Origin of the sequence: Streptomyces sp. NPDC018610 (genome assembly GCF_044391765.1) — a bacterium.
Classification (GTDB): domain Bacteria; phylum Actinomycetota; class Actinomycetes; order Streptomycetales; family Streptomycetaceae; genus Streptomyces.
Window position 1 is genome coordinate 135,320 of sequence record NZ_JBISAL010000009.1, and the last position, 14,713, is coordinate 150,032.

Annotated in this window: 13 protein-coding genes; 6 read left to right on the forward strand and 7 right to left on the reverse strand. The window is 73.5% G+C overall.

Translation table 11 applies throughout. From position 1 onward, the window contains the following. Positions 1-41 precede the first annotated feature (41 nt). A complete protein-coding gene (locus ACH5A8_RS23290; protein ID WP_399004862.1) occupies positions 42-1,565 on the forward strand; it encodes an SDR family NAD(P)-dependent oxidoreductase in 1,524 nt (507 codons plus the stop codon). Here ACH5A8_RS23290 and ACH5A8_RS23295 read toward each other — a convergent pair. Next, complete coding sequence (locus ACH5A8_RS23295) at positions 1,544-2,041, reverse strand: hypothetical protein (protein ID WP_399004864.1); 498 nt, start codon at positions 2,039-2,041, stop codon at positions 1,544-1,546. The genes ACH5A8_RS23290 and ACH5A8_RS23295 overlap by 22 nt on opposite strands. A 432-nt stretch (positions 2,042-2,473) precedes the next feature. Between ACH5A8_RS23295 and ACH5A8_RS23300 the strand changes: the two genes are divergently transcribed. Then, positions 2,474-2,647, forward strand: a complete 174-nt coding sequence (locus ACH5A8_RS23300; RefSeq protein ID WP_399004866.1) for a hypothetical protein — start codon at positions 2,474-2,476, stop codon at positions 2,645-2,647. Between the two features lie 67 nt (positions 2,648-2,714). Then, positions 2,715-3,197: a GNAT family N-acetyltransferase gene (locus ACH5A8_RS23305; protein ID WP_399004868.1), complete on the forward strand. Its 483-nt coding sequence runs from the start codon at positions 2,715-2,717 to the stop codon at positions 3,195-3,197. A gap of 55 nt (positions 3,198-3,252) precedes the next feature. Here the strand turns inward: ACH5A8_RS23305 and ACH5A8_RS23310 are convergent, their stop codons facing one another. Together ACH5A8_RS23310 and ACH5A8_RS23315 are read right to left on the reverse strand one after the other, a co-directional pair. Further along, positions 3,253-4,599 (reverse strand): amidase, encoded by a 1,347-nt coding sequence (locus ACH5A8_RS23310; protein WP_399004870.1) that lies wholly within the window; start codon positions 4,597-4,599, stop codon positions 3,253-3,255. 189 nt (positions 4,600-4,788) lie between these two features. After that, positions 4,789-6,231 (reverse strand): lipase maturation factor family protein, encoded by a 1,443-nt coding sequence (locus ACH5A8_RS23315; protein ID WP_399004872.1) that lies wholly within the window; start codon positions 6,229-6,231, stop codon positions 4,789-4,791. Between the two features lie 163 nt (positions 6,232-6,394). Here ACH5A8_RS23315 and ACH5A8_RS23320 point away from each other — a divergent pair, with 163 nt between their 5' ends. Beyond that, complete coding sequence (locus tag ACH5A8_RS23320; RefSeq protein ID WP_399004874.1) at positions 6,395-8,482, forward strand: SpoIIE family protein phosphatase; 2,088 nt, start codon at positions 6,395-6,397, stop codon at positions 8,480-8,482. A gap of 58 nt (positions 8,483-8,540) precedes the next feature. Next, positions 8,541-9,458 (forward strand): Fpg/Nei family DNA glycosylase, encoded by a 918-nt coding sequence (locus ACH5A8_RS23325; protein ID WP_399004876.1) that lies wholly within the window; start codon positions 8,541-8,543, stop codon positions 9,456-9,458. 37 nt (positions 9,459-9,495) lie between these two features. On the opposite strand, the gene ACH5A8_RS23330 is transcribed toward ACH5A8_RS23325, so the two are convergent. From ACH5A8_RS23330 to ACH5A8_RS23340, 3 genes are all read right to left on the reverse strand, one after another. Continuing rightward, positions 9,496-10,152, reverse strand: coding sequence for a zf-HC2 domain-containing protein (locus ACH5A8_RS23330; RefSeq protein WP_399004878.1), 657 nt, complete (start codon positions 10,150-10,152; stop codon positions 9,496-9,498). A 324-nt stretch (positions 10,153-10,476) separates the two neighbouring features. Next, positions 10,477-10,989 carry a hypothetical protein gene (locus ACH5A8_RS23335; protein ID WP_399004880.1) on the reverse strand — a complete coding sequence of 171 codons (513 nt, stop codon included), beginning with the start codon at positions 10,987-10,989 and terminating at the stop codon, positions 10,477-10,479. Positions 10,990-11,131: 142 nt separating this feature from the next. Beyond that, entirely contained in the window at positions 11,132-11,680 is a 549-nt protein-coding gene (locus ACH5A8_RS23340; RefSeq protein ID WP_399004882.1) for a sigma-70 family RNA polymerase sigma factor, read from the reverse strand. Positions 11,681-12,037: 357 nt separating this feature from the next. Here ACH5A8_RS23340 and ACH5A8_RS23345 point away from each other — a divergent pair, with 357 nt between their 5' ends. Then, the gene (locus tag ACH5A8_RS23345; protein WP_399004884.1) at positions 12,038-13,198 is read left to right on the forward strand and encodes a CapA family protein; all 1,161 of its coding nucleotides are present in this window, start codon (positions 12,038-12,040) and stop codon (positions 13,196-13,198) included. A gap of 12 nt (positions 13,199-13,210) precedes the next feature. On the opposite strand, the gene ACH5A8_RS23350 is transcribed toward ACH5A8_RS23345, so the two are convergent. Further along, positions 13,211-14,638: an amino acid permease gene (locus ACH5A8_RS23350; RefSeq protein WP_399004886.1), complete on the reverse strand. Its 1,428-nt coding sequence runs from the start codon at positions 14,636-14,638 to the stop codon at positions 13,211-13,213. Between the last annotated feature and the right edge of the window lie 75 nt (positions 14,639-14,713).

Here is a 14,713-nt window from a genome sequence, read left to right on the forward strand (position 1 = left end):
ACTTCACGCGCCGCGTGGACGACCAGGGAAGCGGCAGCGCGATGACGGTGACAGACGACGGCTCCACGGCCACGGACGAGGTGGTGTACGCACCGGGCGCCCCCCTCGCGTACGAGCCGGACGACCCGGCGGCCCACGGCCCCGGCATCGACCCCGAGCGCCTCGCCGTCTGCCTCGACGTGCTCCAGGAACTGGACCGGATAGAGGTCGACCACCCCGACGCCATCGCGGTGCGCCGGGCGACCTCGCACATCTACCGCATGGTCAAGCAGCGCCGCCGCCAGGAGCGCCGGGCCGCCAAGACCGCCCACGACAAGGCGGTCACCGAGGCCACGGCCACCGGCTCCGCCCAGCGCATCGACGACGAGACCGAGGGCATCCTGCCCTCCTCCCGCACCGAGGAGGGGGTCATCGCCGGCGTCCTGCGGCGCCCGCGCTCCTGCTACGTCTGCAAGCAGCGCTACGTCGAGGTCGACTACTTCTACCACCAGCTCTGCCAGAAGTGCGCCGCCGACAACCGCGCCCGCCGCGACGCCCGCGCCGACCTGACCGGCAAGCGCGCCCTGCTCACCGGCGGCCGCGCCAAGATCGGCATGTACATCGCGCTGAGGCTGCTGCGCGACGGCGCGCACACCACCATCACCACGCGCTTCCCGAACGACGCCGTCCGCCGCTTCAAGGCCCAGCCCGACAGCGCCGACTGGATGCACCGGCTGAAGATCGTCGGCATCGACCTGCGCGACCCGGCCCAGGTCGTCGCCCTCGCCGACTCGGTCGCGGCCGAGGGCCCGCTGGACATCCTCATCAACAACGCCGCCCAGACCGTACGGCGCTCCCCGCAGGCCTACAGCGAGCTGGTCGCCGCCGAGTCGGCCCCGCTGCCCGCCGGCGAGCTGCCCGCGGCCGAGGTGATCGGCACCTTCGGCTCCGGCGCGGTCGCCGCACTGCCGGTGGCGGGATCCGGCGCGCTCACCGCCCAGGACGTCACCGACCTGGCCCTGGTGTCCGGCTCGGCGTCCCTGGAGCGGATCGCGGCCGGCACCGCCATCGACGCGGGCGGCCTCGTCCCGGACCTGCACGACACCAACAGCTGGATCCAGACGGTGGAGGAGGTGACGCCGGTCGAGCTGCTGGAGGTACAGCTGTGCAACTCGACCGCGCCGTTCATCCTGATCAGCCGGCTGCGCCCGGCGATGGCCGCCTCGCCGGCCCGGAGGACGTACATCGTGAACGTCTCCGCCATGGAGGGCGTCTTCGACCGCGGCTACAAGGGCGCGGGCCACCCGCACACCAACATGGCCAAGGCCGCCCTGAACATGCTCACCCGCACCAGCGCCCAGGAGATGTTCGACAAGGACGGCATCCTGATGACGGCCGTCGACACCGGCTGGATCACCGACGAGCGCCCGCACCCGGACAAGGTGCGCCTGGCCGAGGCCGGTTTCCACGCCCCGCTCGACCTGGTCGACGGCGCGGCCCGCGTCTACGACCCGATCGTGCGCGGCGAGGCGGGCGAGGACCTGTACGGCGTCTTCATGAAGGACTACGCGCCCGGCAAGTGGTGATCCTCCGCCGCGGCTGACGCGACGCCGCCCCAGGATCCGAGGCGCGAGTGGCGGGCCGCGACCAGTTCGAGGAGCGTCCGCCAGTCCTCCAGGACCCCCGCGTCCGAGGCGTCGGCGTGGGCCTCCTGGGCGGCCTGGCGCAGGGTCAGCACGTCCTCGTCGAGCGGGCGGCCGTCGTCGGCCGCCCGCTCGCGCACCAGACGGCCCACGCGCTCGCCGAGCAGGGGGCGGACCGCGTCGGCCGCCCGGTCCGCCCGGCCGGTCGCCGTGCCCGCGCCCAGCAGCCGGCCGATGCCGTGGACCAGGCCCGCCACCTGGAGCTCCTTGTCTGCCGGGCGGCGCCGGCGCAGCAGCGCGGCGGTGCGCAGGGCGTGGTCGTGCACATCGGTGCGGCGGCCGTGGCCGTCCGGTTCGGCGGTGGCGCCCCGGCAGGCGTACAGCAGGTCCATCAGCTCCTCGACACCGCGCAGCTCCATTGCGCCAGTCCTCCCGCGAGACAGCCGTTCGGCACATCAGCAGATCATGGCGAGCTTTCGACGTGGCCAACGGGATCTGAACGACAAGGCGTAGACCGAACGGGTGATTTTCGGTGTCCGCCCGGTATGACAAATCATCGCGAAGGCACTCAATGCACTCATCCGACTCCAGATAGTTACCCGCTCTTTGCGGCCCCATCGAGCGGGGGGCCGCTCATTTGGTTAATCTGGAGTAGACGGACAGCACCAACGGGTTCCCACCACACCCACGGTCCGTCCCGGGGCGAGCCGGTGCACAACGGCCTGCTCGGACCTCAGATGCCGGCGCCACCGCGTCCGACCTGCTTTGACCCAGACCCGAGCGGGACCCAGGCGCCGTGGCGCACGGTGGCCGGAACGCCCCGAGGGTGACCGACACATAAGGAGTGCGCGGTGACACCGGAAAAGACGAACAGCGAACAGGGACCCAGCGAACGCGCGGAGCGCCCGGGCCGACGGCCCGGAGACCTCGGCAGCCTGGACGTGTGGGCCCGCTCCGCACCCATCCGCCTGGCCGGCTACGAGGAAGACCTCGCCGAGCCGCACATCCTGCCCAGCGTCGACTGACCGGGCCGGATTCCCTTCCCTCTTCGCCTTCGCCGACGGCACGGGCGTGCGTGCGAGACTCACGCCCATGCTGATCAGGGAAGCCGTGGCCGAGGACTGGCCGAGCATCTGGCCGTTCTGGCACCGCATCGTCGCCGCCGCCGAGACCTACGCCTGGGACCCGGACACCTCCGAGGAGGACGCCCGGGCCCTGTGGACGGGCCCCGCCAAGCGGGTGTTCGTCGCCGAGGACGAGACCGGGAGGATCGTCGGCTCCGCCTACGTCACCCCCAACTACGGCGGCCCCGCCGCCGGTATCGCCAACGCCGGGTTCATGGTCGACCCCGACCACGCCGGCCGGGGCGCCGGCCGCGCCCTCGCCGAACACGTGCTGGCCGCCGCCAAGGCCGACGGCTACCGCGGCATGGTCTTCAACGCCGTCGTCGAGACCAACCCGGCCGTCGCCCTGTGGACCTCCCTCGGCTTCACCGTCCTCGGCACCGTGCCGCGGGCCTACGCGCACCCCCGGCACGGCCTGGTCGGGCTGCACATCATGTACAAGCCCCTCTAGGCCACCCGATGTACCCCTGGGCCATCCGCGAACGCCCCAGGGCCGGCGACCGTCGTCAAGCGGGGAGGCCGGCCGTCCTGCGCCACGGGCTCAACTCCTCGATCCGCTCCGCCACGTCCAGCAGTGTCGCCTCCGAGCCGGGGCGCCCCACCAGCTGCACCGCGCAGGGCGCCCCCGAGGGCAGTGCGCCGAACGGGACCGCCATCGCCGGCCAGCCGGTCAGGTTCCACGGCGGGGTCATCGGCGAATACGAGGCGTTGACCAGCACGTTGCGCAGCCAGCCCCGCTCGTGCCAGGGCCCCGCCACGGGGGAGCGGCGGGCCAGGACCGGGGCGAGCAGCACGTCGTGCTCGGCGAAGAACGGCTCCAGCCGCCTGCGCAGCGCCTCCCGCGCGTCGCTCCTGCGCACCCCGGCCACGAGCCGCCGCCCGACGGCCGCGTGCACCCGGGTGCGCCGTGCCAGACGCCGCGGGTCCAGGCCCGCCGCGTCGACGGCCGTGCCCGCCGTCCAGTGCCGCACGGCGGTGACGCCGATCGAGAGGGGGTACGGCGGATCGGCGCGACGTACCGGGTGGCCGGCCCCGGCCAGCAGCCGTGCCACATCCCGGACCGCGGCGGCGTACGGCCGGCTCACCGTGACTCCGGCGAGCGGGCTGCGCAGGGACACGGCGATCGAGGGCCTGGCGTCCCGGGCGCCGCGGGCGACCTCGGCGCCGGCCAGCACGGAGAGCAGCAGGCGGGTGTCCTCGACCGTGGTGGCGAGCGGGCCGTTCTCCGACATGCCGAACCAGTCGCCCTCGCCGATGCCCGCGGGCACCAGCCCGTGGCCCGGTTTCACGGTGACCAGGCCGCAGTTGGCGGCCGGGATGCGCAGCGAGCCCATGCCGTCGTTGCCGAGCGCGACCGGCACCATGCCGGCGGCGACCGCCGCCGCGCTGCCGCCCGACGAACCGCCCGCCGTGCGCGTGAGGTCCCACGGGTTGCGGGCCGTGCCGTACGCGCCCTCGGTGGTGGCGAAGACGCACAGCTCGGGCACGTTGGTCAGTCCCACGACCACCGCGCCCGCCGCCCGCAGCCGGGCCACGGTGGCGTGGTCGGCCGCGGCGGCCGTGTCGTTCGTGGCGGCCGAGCCGACGCGCGTGGACTCGCCGCGCACCGCCAGGTTGTCCTTGACGGCCACCGGGACGCCCGCGAGAGGGAGTTCGCCCAGGTCGGGCCGGGCGGCGACCTCGTCCGCCTCGGTGAGCGCGGCCTCGGCGCGGACCGTGCGGAAGGCGCCGACGCGGCCGTCCAGCCGCTCGATCCGCGCCAGGTGCTCGGCCACCACCTCACGGGGTGTGGCCCGCTTCTCGCGTACGGCGGCGGCGATCTCGGCGGCACTGCGGCCGGCCCAACTGGTCACGGGCGCTCCTCGGTAAGCGGACGGCGGCCCCGCCAAGGGGCCGTACTCGCGAGTAGGTAGGGAGAACTCTGCCCGGCGCGGGGCTCCGCGTCGAGAGGCCGTCGCGACTGCCGCGCGGTTCACCCGGATCCCGGCTCCGGACGCCGACCGGGGGCAACCGGCCACCGGGTCACCGGGTCAGCCCATGGATCACCCGGAGGCGCCGGCGTCCCGGCCCGTCCGCGCGACCCGGTCCAGACGCGTCGGCGGCAGGAACTCGCGGACGTACACCCGCTCCCAGCAGGCGCCGGTCGCCCGCAGCTCGCTCCAGGTCGTGTAGCGGTAGCGGAACAGGAGGGCCCGCACGAAGCGCGGCGGCCGGTCCGCGGGGAAGGGCGAGCGGCGCAGCAGCCGCAGGGTGTCGCGGTCGTTCTCCAGCAGCCGTTCCACCATGGCCCCGAACCAGGCGCCCGCGTAGGCGGGGGAGAGCGCGGCGAACCACATCATCCAGTCCAGGCGCAGATGGTACGGCGCGAACTGGCGCGGCCAGTGCCGAGGATCGCCCGGCTTGCCCTTGAACTCGTACTCCCGCCAGTCGGAGTCCTCGCGCGGCGCGTCGTCCAGCGTGCCCTCGACCACCACCTCGTACCGGATCCGGCTGATGCTGCCGAACGCGCCGTAGGTGTTGACCAGGTGCAGCGGGTCGAAGGAGCGGTTCATGACCTGGCGGCGGGAGACCAGGTTCACCACCGGCCGGTAGCTGAGGACCACCACCAGCGCGGTGACGGCCAGGACCACCACCTCGTACCACAGCGGCGCCGCCGGCACGGACGGCGGATGCGCCGGGAAGCGCACCGCGGACAGCGCGAGCACGATCGTCAGCCAGTTCAGCCAGGCGAAGTTGCCCGACAGCACCAGCCACAGCTGGGTGAGGATCATCAGCGCCGCCCCGGCCGTGGCGATCGGCTGCGGAGTGAACAGCAGGAACGGCACCACCAGCTGGGTGACGTGGTTGGCCGCCACCTCCGCCTTGTGCAGCGGCCCGGGCAGACGGTGGAAGAACCAGCTCAGCGGACCCGGCATCGGCTGCGTCTCGTGGTGGTGGTGCAGACAGGTCAGCTTCCGCCAGCACTCGTCGCCGCGCAGCTTGATCAGCCCCGCCCCGAACTCGACCCGGAACAGGATCCAGCGCAGCAGGAACAGCACGACGACGGGCGGGGCCACCTCGTCGTTGCCGAGGAACACCGCGAGGAAGCCGGTCTCCAGCAGCAGCGACTCCCAGCCGAAGCCGTACCAGGTCTGCCCGACGTTCACGATCGACAGGTACAGCGCCCACGGCACCAGCCACAGCAGCATGCCGCCCCACAGCGGCAGCCACGAGTCCAGCCCCGCCAGCAGCGCCGCCGACACCGCGCACCCGGTCCAGGCGACCGCCGCGAAGAGGGGGTCGGAGTAACGCAGGTGGAACAGGCTCGGCGCCCGCTTGAACGGCACCCGCCGCACGAACCGGGGGATCGGCAGCATGCCGCGCTCGCCGAGCAGCGCCCGGAACTGCAGCGCCGCCGTCAGGAACGCCACCAGGTAGACCGCGGCCAGCGCCCGCTGGAAGACCAGCCGGCTCAGCCAGTACTCCGGTGCGGTGAACCATCCCACGTGTGCACTCCCTGGCGACGACGGTGCCGTCGGGCAGCGGGCCGCTGCGCCCGCCCGCCACCCGGCTAGCGCGACACCGGTGCGTGATGCGGACAATGGTGACGAGCTCCGGCTACCCCGCTCCCCGCTCGAAGAATCAGACAAACCCTGGCAAGGTGGCCCCATGGCTGAACGGGGAGCGCAGGCCCTGTCACTCCCGGCCGACTGGCCCGCACACCGGGATCCGATCCTCGCGCTGAACCGCATGGGCAGCTTCGACTGGGACCTGGACACCGGTCTGCTCGGCATGGACGCCCAGGCCTACGAGATCTTCGACATCACCCCCGAGGAGTACGACGGCCGCGCCGAGAGCCTCGCCCCCCGGGTCCCCGGCGGCGAGGGCCGGCGCCTGGACGCCCTGGTCACCCGGGCCATCAAGGAGGGCCGCGAGAACTACGGCACCTACATCCGCCTGCGCCGCGGCGACGGCTCCCTGCGCTGGGTCTACACCCAGGGCTACATCCGCCGCGACGACACCGGCCGTCCCCGCCGGGTCTTCGGCATCATCCGGGACGCCACCGACGAGCTCGACGACATCGCCGGCCGCGAGGAACGCGCCGCCCGCGAGGCCGCCCGGCGCGACCAGACCAACGTCGTCCAGATCACCACCGCCGCCCTCGCGCACGCGCACACCGTCCAGGACGTCATCGACATCGTCAAGGACACCCACGGCCTGCCCCTGCTCGGCTCCACCAGCCTGGTCCTCGGACTCGTCGAGGCCGGCCGGATCCGACTCGTCGCCGAGGGCCCCGAGGGCGCCTCCGTGCCGGGCACCCGCGTCACCCGCATCGACGAGCCGTACCCGATGAGCGAGGCGGTGCGCACCCTCAGCCCGCGCTTCATCGAGTCCGCCCAGGACTTCGCCGACCTCTACCCGATCCTGTGGCCGCACATCACCGACCTGAACATCACCTCGGCCGCCTATCTGCCGCTGATCGCCCAGGGCCGCCCGATCGGCGGAATGGGCCTGCTCTACAGCGGCCGGCACGGCTTCACCACCGAGGAGCGCAACGTCCTCGTCGCCCTCGGCAGCAGCATCGCGCAGAGCCTGCAGCGGGCGATGCTCTACGAGCAGGAGAAGGACCTCGCCCAGGGCCTCCAGCAGGCCATGCTGCCGCGCACCATCCCCAGCGTGCCCGGCGCCGACGTCGCCGTGTGCTACCGCTCCGGCTACGCGGGCGGCTCCTTGGGCCGGGACATCGGCGGCGACTGGTACGACCTGATCCCGCTGCCCGGCGGCCGGGTCGGCGCCGTCATCGGCGACGTCCAGGGCCACGACACGCACGCCGCCGCGGTCATGGGCCAGCTGCGCATCGTGCTGCGCGCCTACGCCGCCGAGGGCCACGCTCCGGCCACCGTGATGGCCCGCGCCTCCATCTTCCTGCACGAACTCGACACCGACCGCTTCGCGACCTGCCTGTACGCGGAGGCCGACCTGTCCACCGGAGTCGTCCAGGTCGTCCGTGCCGGGCACATCGACCCGCTGGTGCGCCTCGGTGACGGCACCTGCCGCCGCGTCGACGTCGACGGCGGCCTGCCGCTCGGACTGTCCGCCGAGTTCGGCAGCCTGGAGTACCCGGTGTGCGCCATGGAGCTCGACCCGGGACAGTCGCTGATCCTGTGCACCGACGGCCTCGTCGAACAGCCCGGCGCGGACCTCGACGACGGGATGCGCGCGCTGACCGAGTCCATCGCGGCCGGCCCCGAGGACGTACGGGACCTCGCCGACCGGCTCATCGAGCTGGCCGAGGCGCGCGGCGGCGACGACGACGTGGCCCTGCTGGTGCTGCGCCGCCGGGCGCTGACCGAACGCCAGCCCGTCGGCCGACTCCAGCAGCACGTGGCGCCCGGCGACCCCGAGGCGCTGACCCACGCCCGGCACATGATCGCGGCGGCGGTCCGCTCCTGGGGCGCCCGGGAGCGCTCCGACGAGATCGAACTCGTGGCCGACGAGCTGATCACCAACGCCCTGATGCACACCGAGGGCGCCGCCATCGTCACCCTGCGGGTGCTCAGCGGCACCGACCGGCGGCTGCGCGTCGAGGTCGAGGACTCCTCCAGCGCGCTGCCGCGCCGCCGGGAGCCGGGGGAGCAGGGCGTCTCCGGCCGCGGCCTGCTGCTCGTGGACCGGCTCACCGACGTGTGGGGCGTGGAGGCGCGGGGCGGCGGCAAGTGCATGTGGTGCGAGTTCGTGGTGCCCGAGCGCGAGTGACCGGCCTGCCCGGTGGCCTGAAGAGGTCTTCGTCGGCGCCGGATGGCACTCTGGACGCATGCCGGAACTGCCCGAGGTCGAGGCGCTCAAGGACTTCCTGACCGAGAACCTGGTCGGTCACGAGATCGTCCGGGTGCTGCCCGTCGCCGTCAGCGTCCTGAAGACGTACGACCCTCCCGTCACCGCGCTGGAGGGTCATGAGGTCACCGCGGTGCGGCGGCACGGCAAGTTCCTCGATGTGGAGACCGGCGGCGGGCCGCATCTGGTCACCCATCTGGCCCGCGGCGGCTGGCTCCAGTGGAAGGACCGCCTGCCCGACGGGCCCACCCGTCACCCGACCGCCGCCCCCCAAGGACGCGCCAAGCGCGGCTCCTCCCTGTCGCGCCCCGGCAAGGGCCCCCTCGCGCTGCGCGTCGCCCTGGAGACCGGCGCGGGCTTCGACCTCACCGAGGCGGGCACGCAGAAGCGCCTCGCGGTGTACGTCGTGGGGGATCCGCGGGAGGTGCCCGCAGTGGCCCGGCTCGGCCCCGATCCGCTGGCCGACGACTTCGACGAGGAGCGCTTCGCCGGCCTGCTCGCGGGCGAGCGGCGGCAGATCAAGGGCGCGCTGCGGGACCAGGGGCTGATCGCGGGCGTGGGCAACGCCTACAGCGACGAGATCCTGCACGCCGCGCGGATGTCGCCGTTCAGACTGGCGGCCTCGCTGACCCCGCGGGAGGTCTCGGACCTGTACGGGGCGTTGCGCACCACGCTCACGGAGGCGGTCGAGCGGTCCAGGGGAGTGGCGGCCGGCCGGCTGAAGGCCGAGAAGAAGAGCGGCCTGCGCGTCCACGGCCGCACCGGCGAGCCCTGCCCGGTGTGCGACGACACCGTCCGCGAGGTCTCCTTCAGCGACTCCTCGCTCCAGTACTGCCCGACCTGCCAGACCGGCGGCAAGCCGCTGGCCGACCGCAGACTGTCCAGGCTGCTCAAGTAGCCGCCGCGCGGCGGCAAGGGGGCGGGCCGCCGCCCGCTCAAGGCGGGTCCAGGGTCACCAGGTGCCGCCCGTCCACCGTGCGCACCTCGAAGCGGCCGATGTCGCCGGGAGGCATCGCGGCGTCGCCCGTCATGGTGGCCGGACGGGCGTCGCGGGAGCGGACGGCCCAGGTGGCCACCGTCTGCTCCGAACCGTCACGGCCGACGGCGACGAGCAGGCAGGAGTGGGGACCCGTCCCGTCCGCGACCCGCAGCCACACCTCGCTGCCCCAGTCCGCCGGCGCCGCCCTGACCTCCGCCCGTACCCCTGTGCGCCCGTCGGTGGCGGCCACCGCGACCGCAGCGGTCCCGCCGCCGGGCCGGGCCAGGGCCGCCGCCGCCGGTCCGCCGACGGCGAGCACCACGCAGGCGGCCAGTGCGAACAGCAGACGCCGGCGTCCGGCCCGCCGGCGCCGCGCCACCTCCCCGGCCAGCCGCTCCAGCAGCCGGGGGCCGGGCTGCGTCATCGGATGCACGAAGCGCGGCGTGGCACGCCGGTACAGCAGCAACTGCCGCGCCGTGGGCCCGAACTCGGTGACGTGCGCCGTGCAGCCGGGGCACTCCATGAGGTGGTCCTCGAAGCGGAAGGCGTCCGCCTCGTCCAGCACGCCGAGCGCGTACGCGCCGACGTCGCGATGCCTTTCCAGGGACCTCATGCCGAATCCTCGCGGTGGGTGCGGGTGGGGTTACTCCTTGCTCCCACCCGTACGCACCGCACAGGCGAATCACTCAAGCCACGCACCGAATCGTAATCAAGAGGTTCGGAGCGGCCGGGCCCGCGGATTGGTCCGAATCAGCGACCGGATCGCGAACCGGACCCGGACCGTCTCCGCGACCGGATGGCGCCGGTCCTCACGGTTCGGATCGCGACGGTCCGCGCGACCGGTCCCGGGACCGTCCCGGAGACCGGACCCGGAGACCGGGAGGAGGATCCGGAGCCGGGAAGGAGGCCGGCAGGAAGTGGCTGGAAGAGGAAGAGGCTAGAAGAGGTGGATGGCGAGGTGCCCGAGGGGCAGCCCGAGCTGCCAGGCCGGCGTCCACACCTTCGGCCCCTCGTCCTCGCCCAGCGCGCCCGCGCCGTCCGGCACCGCGTCGAGGTCGGGCGCGAGCAGCTCCGTCTCCACCAGCCAGCGCCAGGCCGCCTCGGCCAGCGCCAGGTCCGGCGAGTTCTCGCCGCGGGCGTACCCGTCGGCCGCCAGACAGGCCATCCGCTCGCACACCCAGTCCTGCCAGGGCTGGTCGTACGCCGTCAGCGACAGCCAGGTCTCCAGCTGCGAGACCACCCGGATGCCGGGCAGTTCGCCGCCGGTGTCGGACAGGAAGACGGTCAGCGCCAGCGCGTCCCGCCCCGCGCGGAACTCCACCGACGCCGGCGGCATCAGGTCCCCGGTGCGCAGCAGTTCGTCGGCGATGTACTCGGCGTAGAACCAGGCCATGGGAACGGCCCATGCGCCGCCGTCGCCGTCCGTGCCCTCTTGCTCTCTGTGCAGCATCCCTTCCTGCCTTCCTCCGGTGCGTGCGCGTCACCCGGTCCCGGTTCGCGGGACCCCGTACGGAACGCGCCTGAGGACAGCCGATTACTCAACCGTGGTCCACAGCAAGGCGCTTTGCGAAGGCTTGACGTTGCCGTCGGTTTCACCGCAGGTCGGCCGCGTAGCCCGGGAGCACCCGGCGCAGGGCGCGCAGCGCGTAGTACGCGCGGGACTTCACGGTACCGGGCGGAACGCCCAGGGCCTCGGCGGCCTCCGCCACACTGGCCCCCTGGAAGTACACCAGCACCAGGACTTCACGGTGGCGCGGAGTGAGTGTCTTCACAGCCTCGCGCACGTCGAGCGTCGCGGCGGACCGCTCGGCGTGGTCGGCGATCACCCGCGCGTTCTCCAGGACGGCGTCCCCGACCTCCGGCGGCCTGGCCTGACGGGCCCGGCGCGCGTCGATGGCGAGCCGGCGCGCGACGGTGAGCAGCCAGGGCCGCACCGAGTCGAAGGCGTCGGCGCGCAGCGCCTCGGGGTGCTGCCAGGCCCGTACGAGTGTCTCCTGCGCCAGGTCCTCGGCGCGCTGCCGGTCGCCGTCGCACAGCCGCAGCAGCAGCGCGAACAGGGGCCGGCCGTGCTCGCGCTGCAGCGCGGCGAGCTCGTGCTCGGCGGTCGTGGTCGTGCGGGACAGGGCGGTTCCGGCCGTCATGGCCGTATGGCACCGCAGGGGGCCGCGCGGGGACAGGGGGCGGACGCGGCTGTGCGACGGACGGTCGATGGCGTCGGCGAACGGTTCGACGAACGGTCCGTCAGGCCCCGCGCCGGCCACCGGACGGGCTAACGGCCGCGCCCGGGCCGTTTGCGACGGCGGACGACTTCGTACTCATTGTCTGTCCCCGTGATCCATGGGACGTCCGTCGCTCCGACGTCCGTCCCTCCGGCGTCCGCGCGGACGGCGTCCGTGCGGACGACCCGTTCCGCACGTCCGTACGACCGCCCCGGCGCCCGCCCCCGGGACCGTCCGGCGCGACGGCGTCCAGACGCTCGCTCGCAGTGAGGTGAACCGATGATCGCACGCAGACACCAGGTGGCCCTGGCCGTGACGGCCCTCCTCGCCGCGGGCGCGGCCTGCCGGGCCGGACTCCTGGAGCGGCCGGACGCCGCGCCTGCCCGCCCGGCGCCCGGCGCCCGGCCGGCCGCGGGCGCGTTCACGCTCCTGGCCTCCGGCGGCATCCTGGCGGACGGCTCCGTCGTCGACCGGGCCGGCTTCGACGCGGGCGGCGCCGGCCACGACTTCCGGCCGGTGCTGGCGGGCGTACGGCCCGTGGTCGCCCGCGCCGACCTGGCGCTGTGCCGGCTGGACACCGTCACCGGCGCCGACGGCGGACCGGGCGGCGGCTTCCCGCCCGAGGCCCCCGCCGAACTGGCGCAGGCCCTGGCCGCGACCGGCTACGACGGCTGCGCCACCGCCTCCGAACACACCCTGGACGACGGCGGCGACGGTGTACGGCGCACCCTGGACGCCCTCGACCGGGCCGGCGTACGGCACGCCGGATCGGCCCGCAGCGAGGCCGAGGCGCGCGGCGTCACCCTCCTCGGCGCCGGCACCGCCCTGGTCGCCCACCTCTCCTACAGCGACGGCACGGGGCGCCCCTTCCCGCCCGGACAGCCGTGGGCGCTGAACCTGATCGACGCCGACCGGATCGTCGCCGACGCCCGGGCCGCCCGGCAGGTGGGCGCCGACGTGGTCGTCGTCTCCCTGCGGTGGGGCCCGGGCAGCCAGGACACCCCGGACGCGCGCCAACTGGACCTGGCCCGGCGGCTGACCGCCGCCCGCACCGGCGGCCGTCCCGACATCGACCTCGTCCTCGGCTCCGGGGCCCAGGTCCCGCAGCCCTACGAGAAGGTCAACGGCACCTGGGTGGTCTACGGGACCGGCGACCTGATCTCCGGCGCGCACACCGACGACCACGGCGCGCCCGACCCGCGCGCCGCCCGGAGCACCCTCGCCCGCTTCACCTTCGCCCCGCCCGCCCGGCCGGGCGCGCGCTGGGAGGTGACCCGCGCCGAGTTCGTCCCCGAGGTGTACGACATCGACGCCGGGCGGGTGGTGGACCTCGCCGACGCCATCGCCCGGGGCGCCGACCTGGAGGGCGTGCGCGAGAGCATCCGCACCACGGTGCTCTCCCGGGGCGCGGCCGAGGACGGCCTGGTCATGGGGCGGTGAGGGGCAGCCGGGTCACTCTCCGGTCCGCCGGGGACCGGCCAGCGCCGAGCGTTTGTACGAGTAACCGAAGTAGATCACGCACCCGATCAGGAACCACACCACGAACCGCACCCACGTCTGCCACTGCAGGAACGTGATCAGCCAGATCGAGAAGACCACGCCCAGCGCCGGCACGAACGGCATCCACGGCGTGCGGAAGGCGCGCGGCAGGTCGGGCTGCCGGTAGCGCAGCACGATCACCGCCGAGCACACCACCACGAACGCCAGCAGGATGCCGATGTTGGTCAGCTCGGCCGCCTCCGCGATCGGCAGGAACCCGGCGATGGCCGCCGACGCCACCCCGACGATCCACGTCACCCGCGTCGGGACGTGCCGCGTCGGGTGGGTCTTCGCGAACCACCGGGGCAGCAGCCCGTCCCGGGACATCGCGAACCAGACCCGGGTCACCCCCAGCATGAAGGTGAACATCACCGTGAGGATGCCGATGATCGCGCCCACCGCGATCACGTCCGCCAGCCGGCTCAGCCCCACCGACTTGAACGCGGTGGAGAACCCGCTCTCCTTGTCGATGTCCTTGTAGTTCTGCATCCCGGTCAGCACCAGACAGGCCGCCACGTACAGCACCATCGCGATCACCAGAGAGTAGATGATCGCCTTCGGCATGTGCCGCTGCGCGTCCTTGGACTCCTCGGCCGCCGTCGACATGGCGTCGTAGCCGAAGACCGCGAAGAACACGGTCGCGGCGCCGGTGAAGGCCCCGCCCACCCCGTAGGGGAAGAACGGGTGGTAGTTCGCGGTGTCGATGTGGAAGACGCCGACGAGGATCACCACCAGCACCACGATCACCTTCAGCGCCACCACCACCGTCTCGAAGCGTGCGGCGTTGCGGATGCCCATGGTCAGCAGCCAGGCGATGAGCAGGCACAGGATCGCGGCGAACAGGTCGACCTTGTGCCCCGGCCCGGTCCCGGGCGCCCCCAGCATCCAGGCGGGCAGGTGCGCGCCCATGTCCTCGACCAGGAAGCTGAAGTAGCCGGAGATGCCGATGGCGACCACCGCCACGATCGCCGTGTACTCCAGCAGCAGGTCCCAGCCGATGAACCAGCCCGCGAACTCGCCGAGCACCGCGTACCCGTAGGTGTAGGCCGAGCCCGCCTTCGGGATCATGCCGGCGAACTCGGCGTACGACAGGGCCGCCGCCGCGCTGGCGACACCGGCGATGAGGAAGGACACCAGCACCGCGGGGCCCGCCGTGCCGTTGGCCACGGTGCCCGCCAGGGTGAAGATGCCCGCGCCGATGATGCCGCCCACACCGATCGCCGTCAGCTGGAACAGACCGAGCGAGCGTTCGAGTTTGGGTCCCTCGCCGGTTTCCGTCTCCTCGATGTGTTCGATGGGTTTACGGCGGAGGATTCCCTCGCCCATCCGGAGTCCGGCCATGAGCCTCACCTCTTCGCAGACGGCAGTCGGCTGACGGCGGATCATGATGGCCCAGGCCCGCCGGGCAGGGAAGAC

Coding starts and splice junctions, on each gene's coding strand:
- ACH5A8_RS23290 (WP_399004862.1), top strand. CDS start 42: ATGACGGTGACAGACGACGGCTCCACGGCCACGGACGAGGTGGTGTAC.
- ACH5A8_RS23295 (WP_399004864.1), bottom strand. CDS start 2,041: ATGGAGCTGCGCGGTGTCGAGGAGCTGATGGACCTGCTGTACGCCTGC.
- ACH5A8_RS23305 (WP_399004868.1), top strand. CDS start 2,715: ATGCTGATCAGGGAAGCCGTGGCCGAGGACTGGCCGAGCATCTGGCCG.
- ACH5A8_RS23320 (WP_399004874.1), top strand. CDS start 6,395: ATGGCTGAACGGGGAGCGCAGGCCCTGTCACTCCCGGCCGACTGGCCC.
- ACH5A8_RS23325 (WP_399004876.1), top strand. CDS start 8,541: ATGCCGGAACTGCCCGAGGTCGAGGCGCTCAAGGACTTCCTGACCGAG.
- ACH5A8_RS23330 (WP_399004878.1), bottom strand. CDS start 10,152: ATGAGGTCCCTGGAAAGGCATCGCGACGTCGGCGCGTACGCGCTCGGC.
- ACH5A8_RS23335 (WP_399004880.1), bottom strand. CDS start 10,989: ATGCTGCACAGAGAGCAAGAGGGCACGGACGGCGACGGCGGCGCATGG.
- ACH5A8_RS23340 (WP_399004882.1), bottom strand. CDS start 11,680: ATGACGGCCGGAACCGCCCTGTCCCGCACGACCACGACCGCCGAGCAC.
- ACH5A8_RS23345 (WP_399004884.1), top strand. CDS start 12,038: ATGATCGCACGCAGACACCAGGTGGCCCTGGCCGTGACGGCCCTCCTC.
- ACH5A8_RS23350 (WP_399004886.1), bottom strand. CDS start 14,638: ATGGCCGGACTCCGGATGGGCGAGGGAATCCTCCGCCGTAAACCCATC.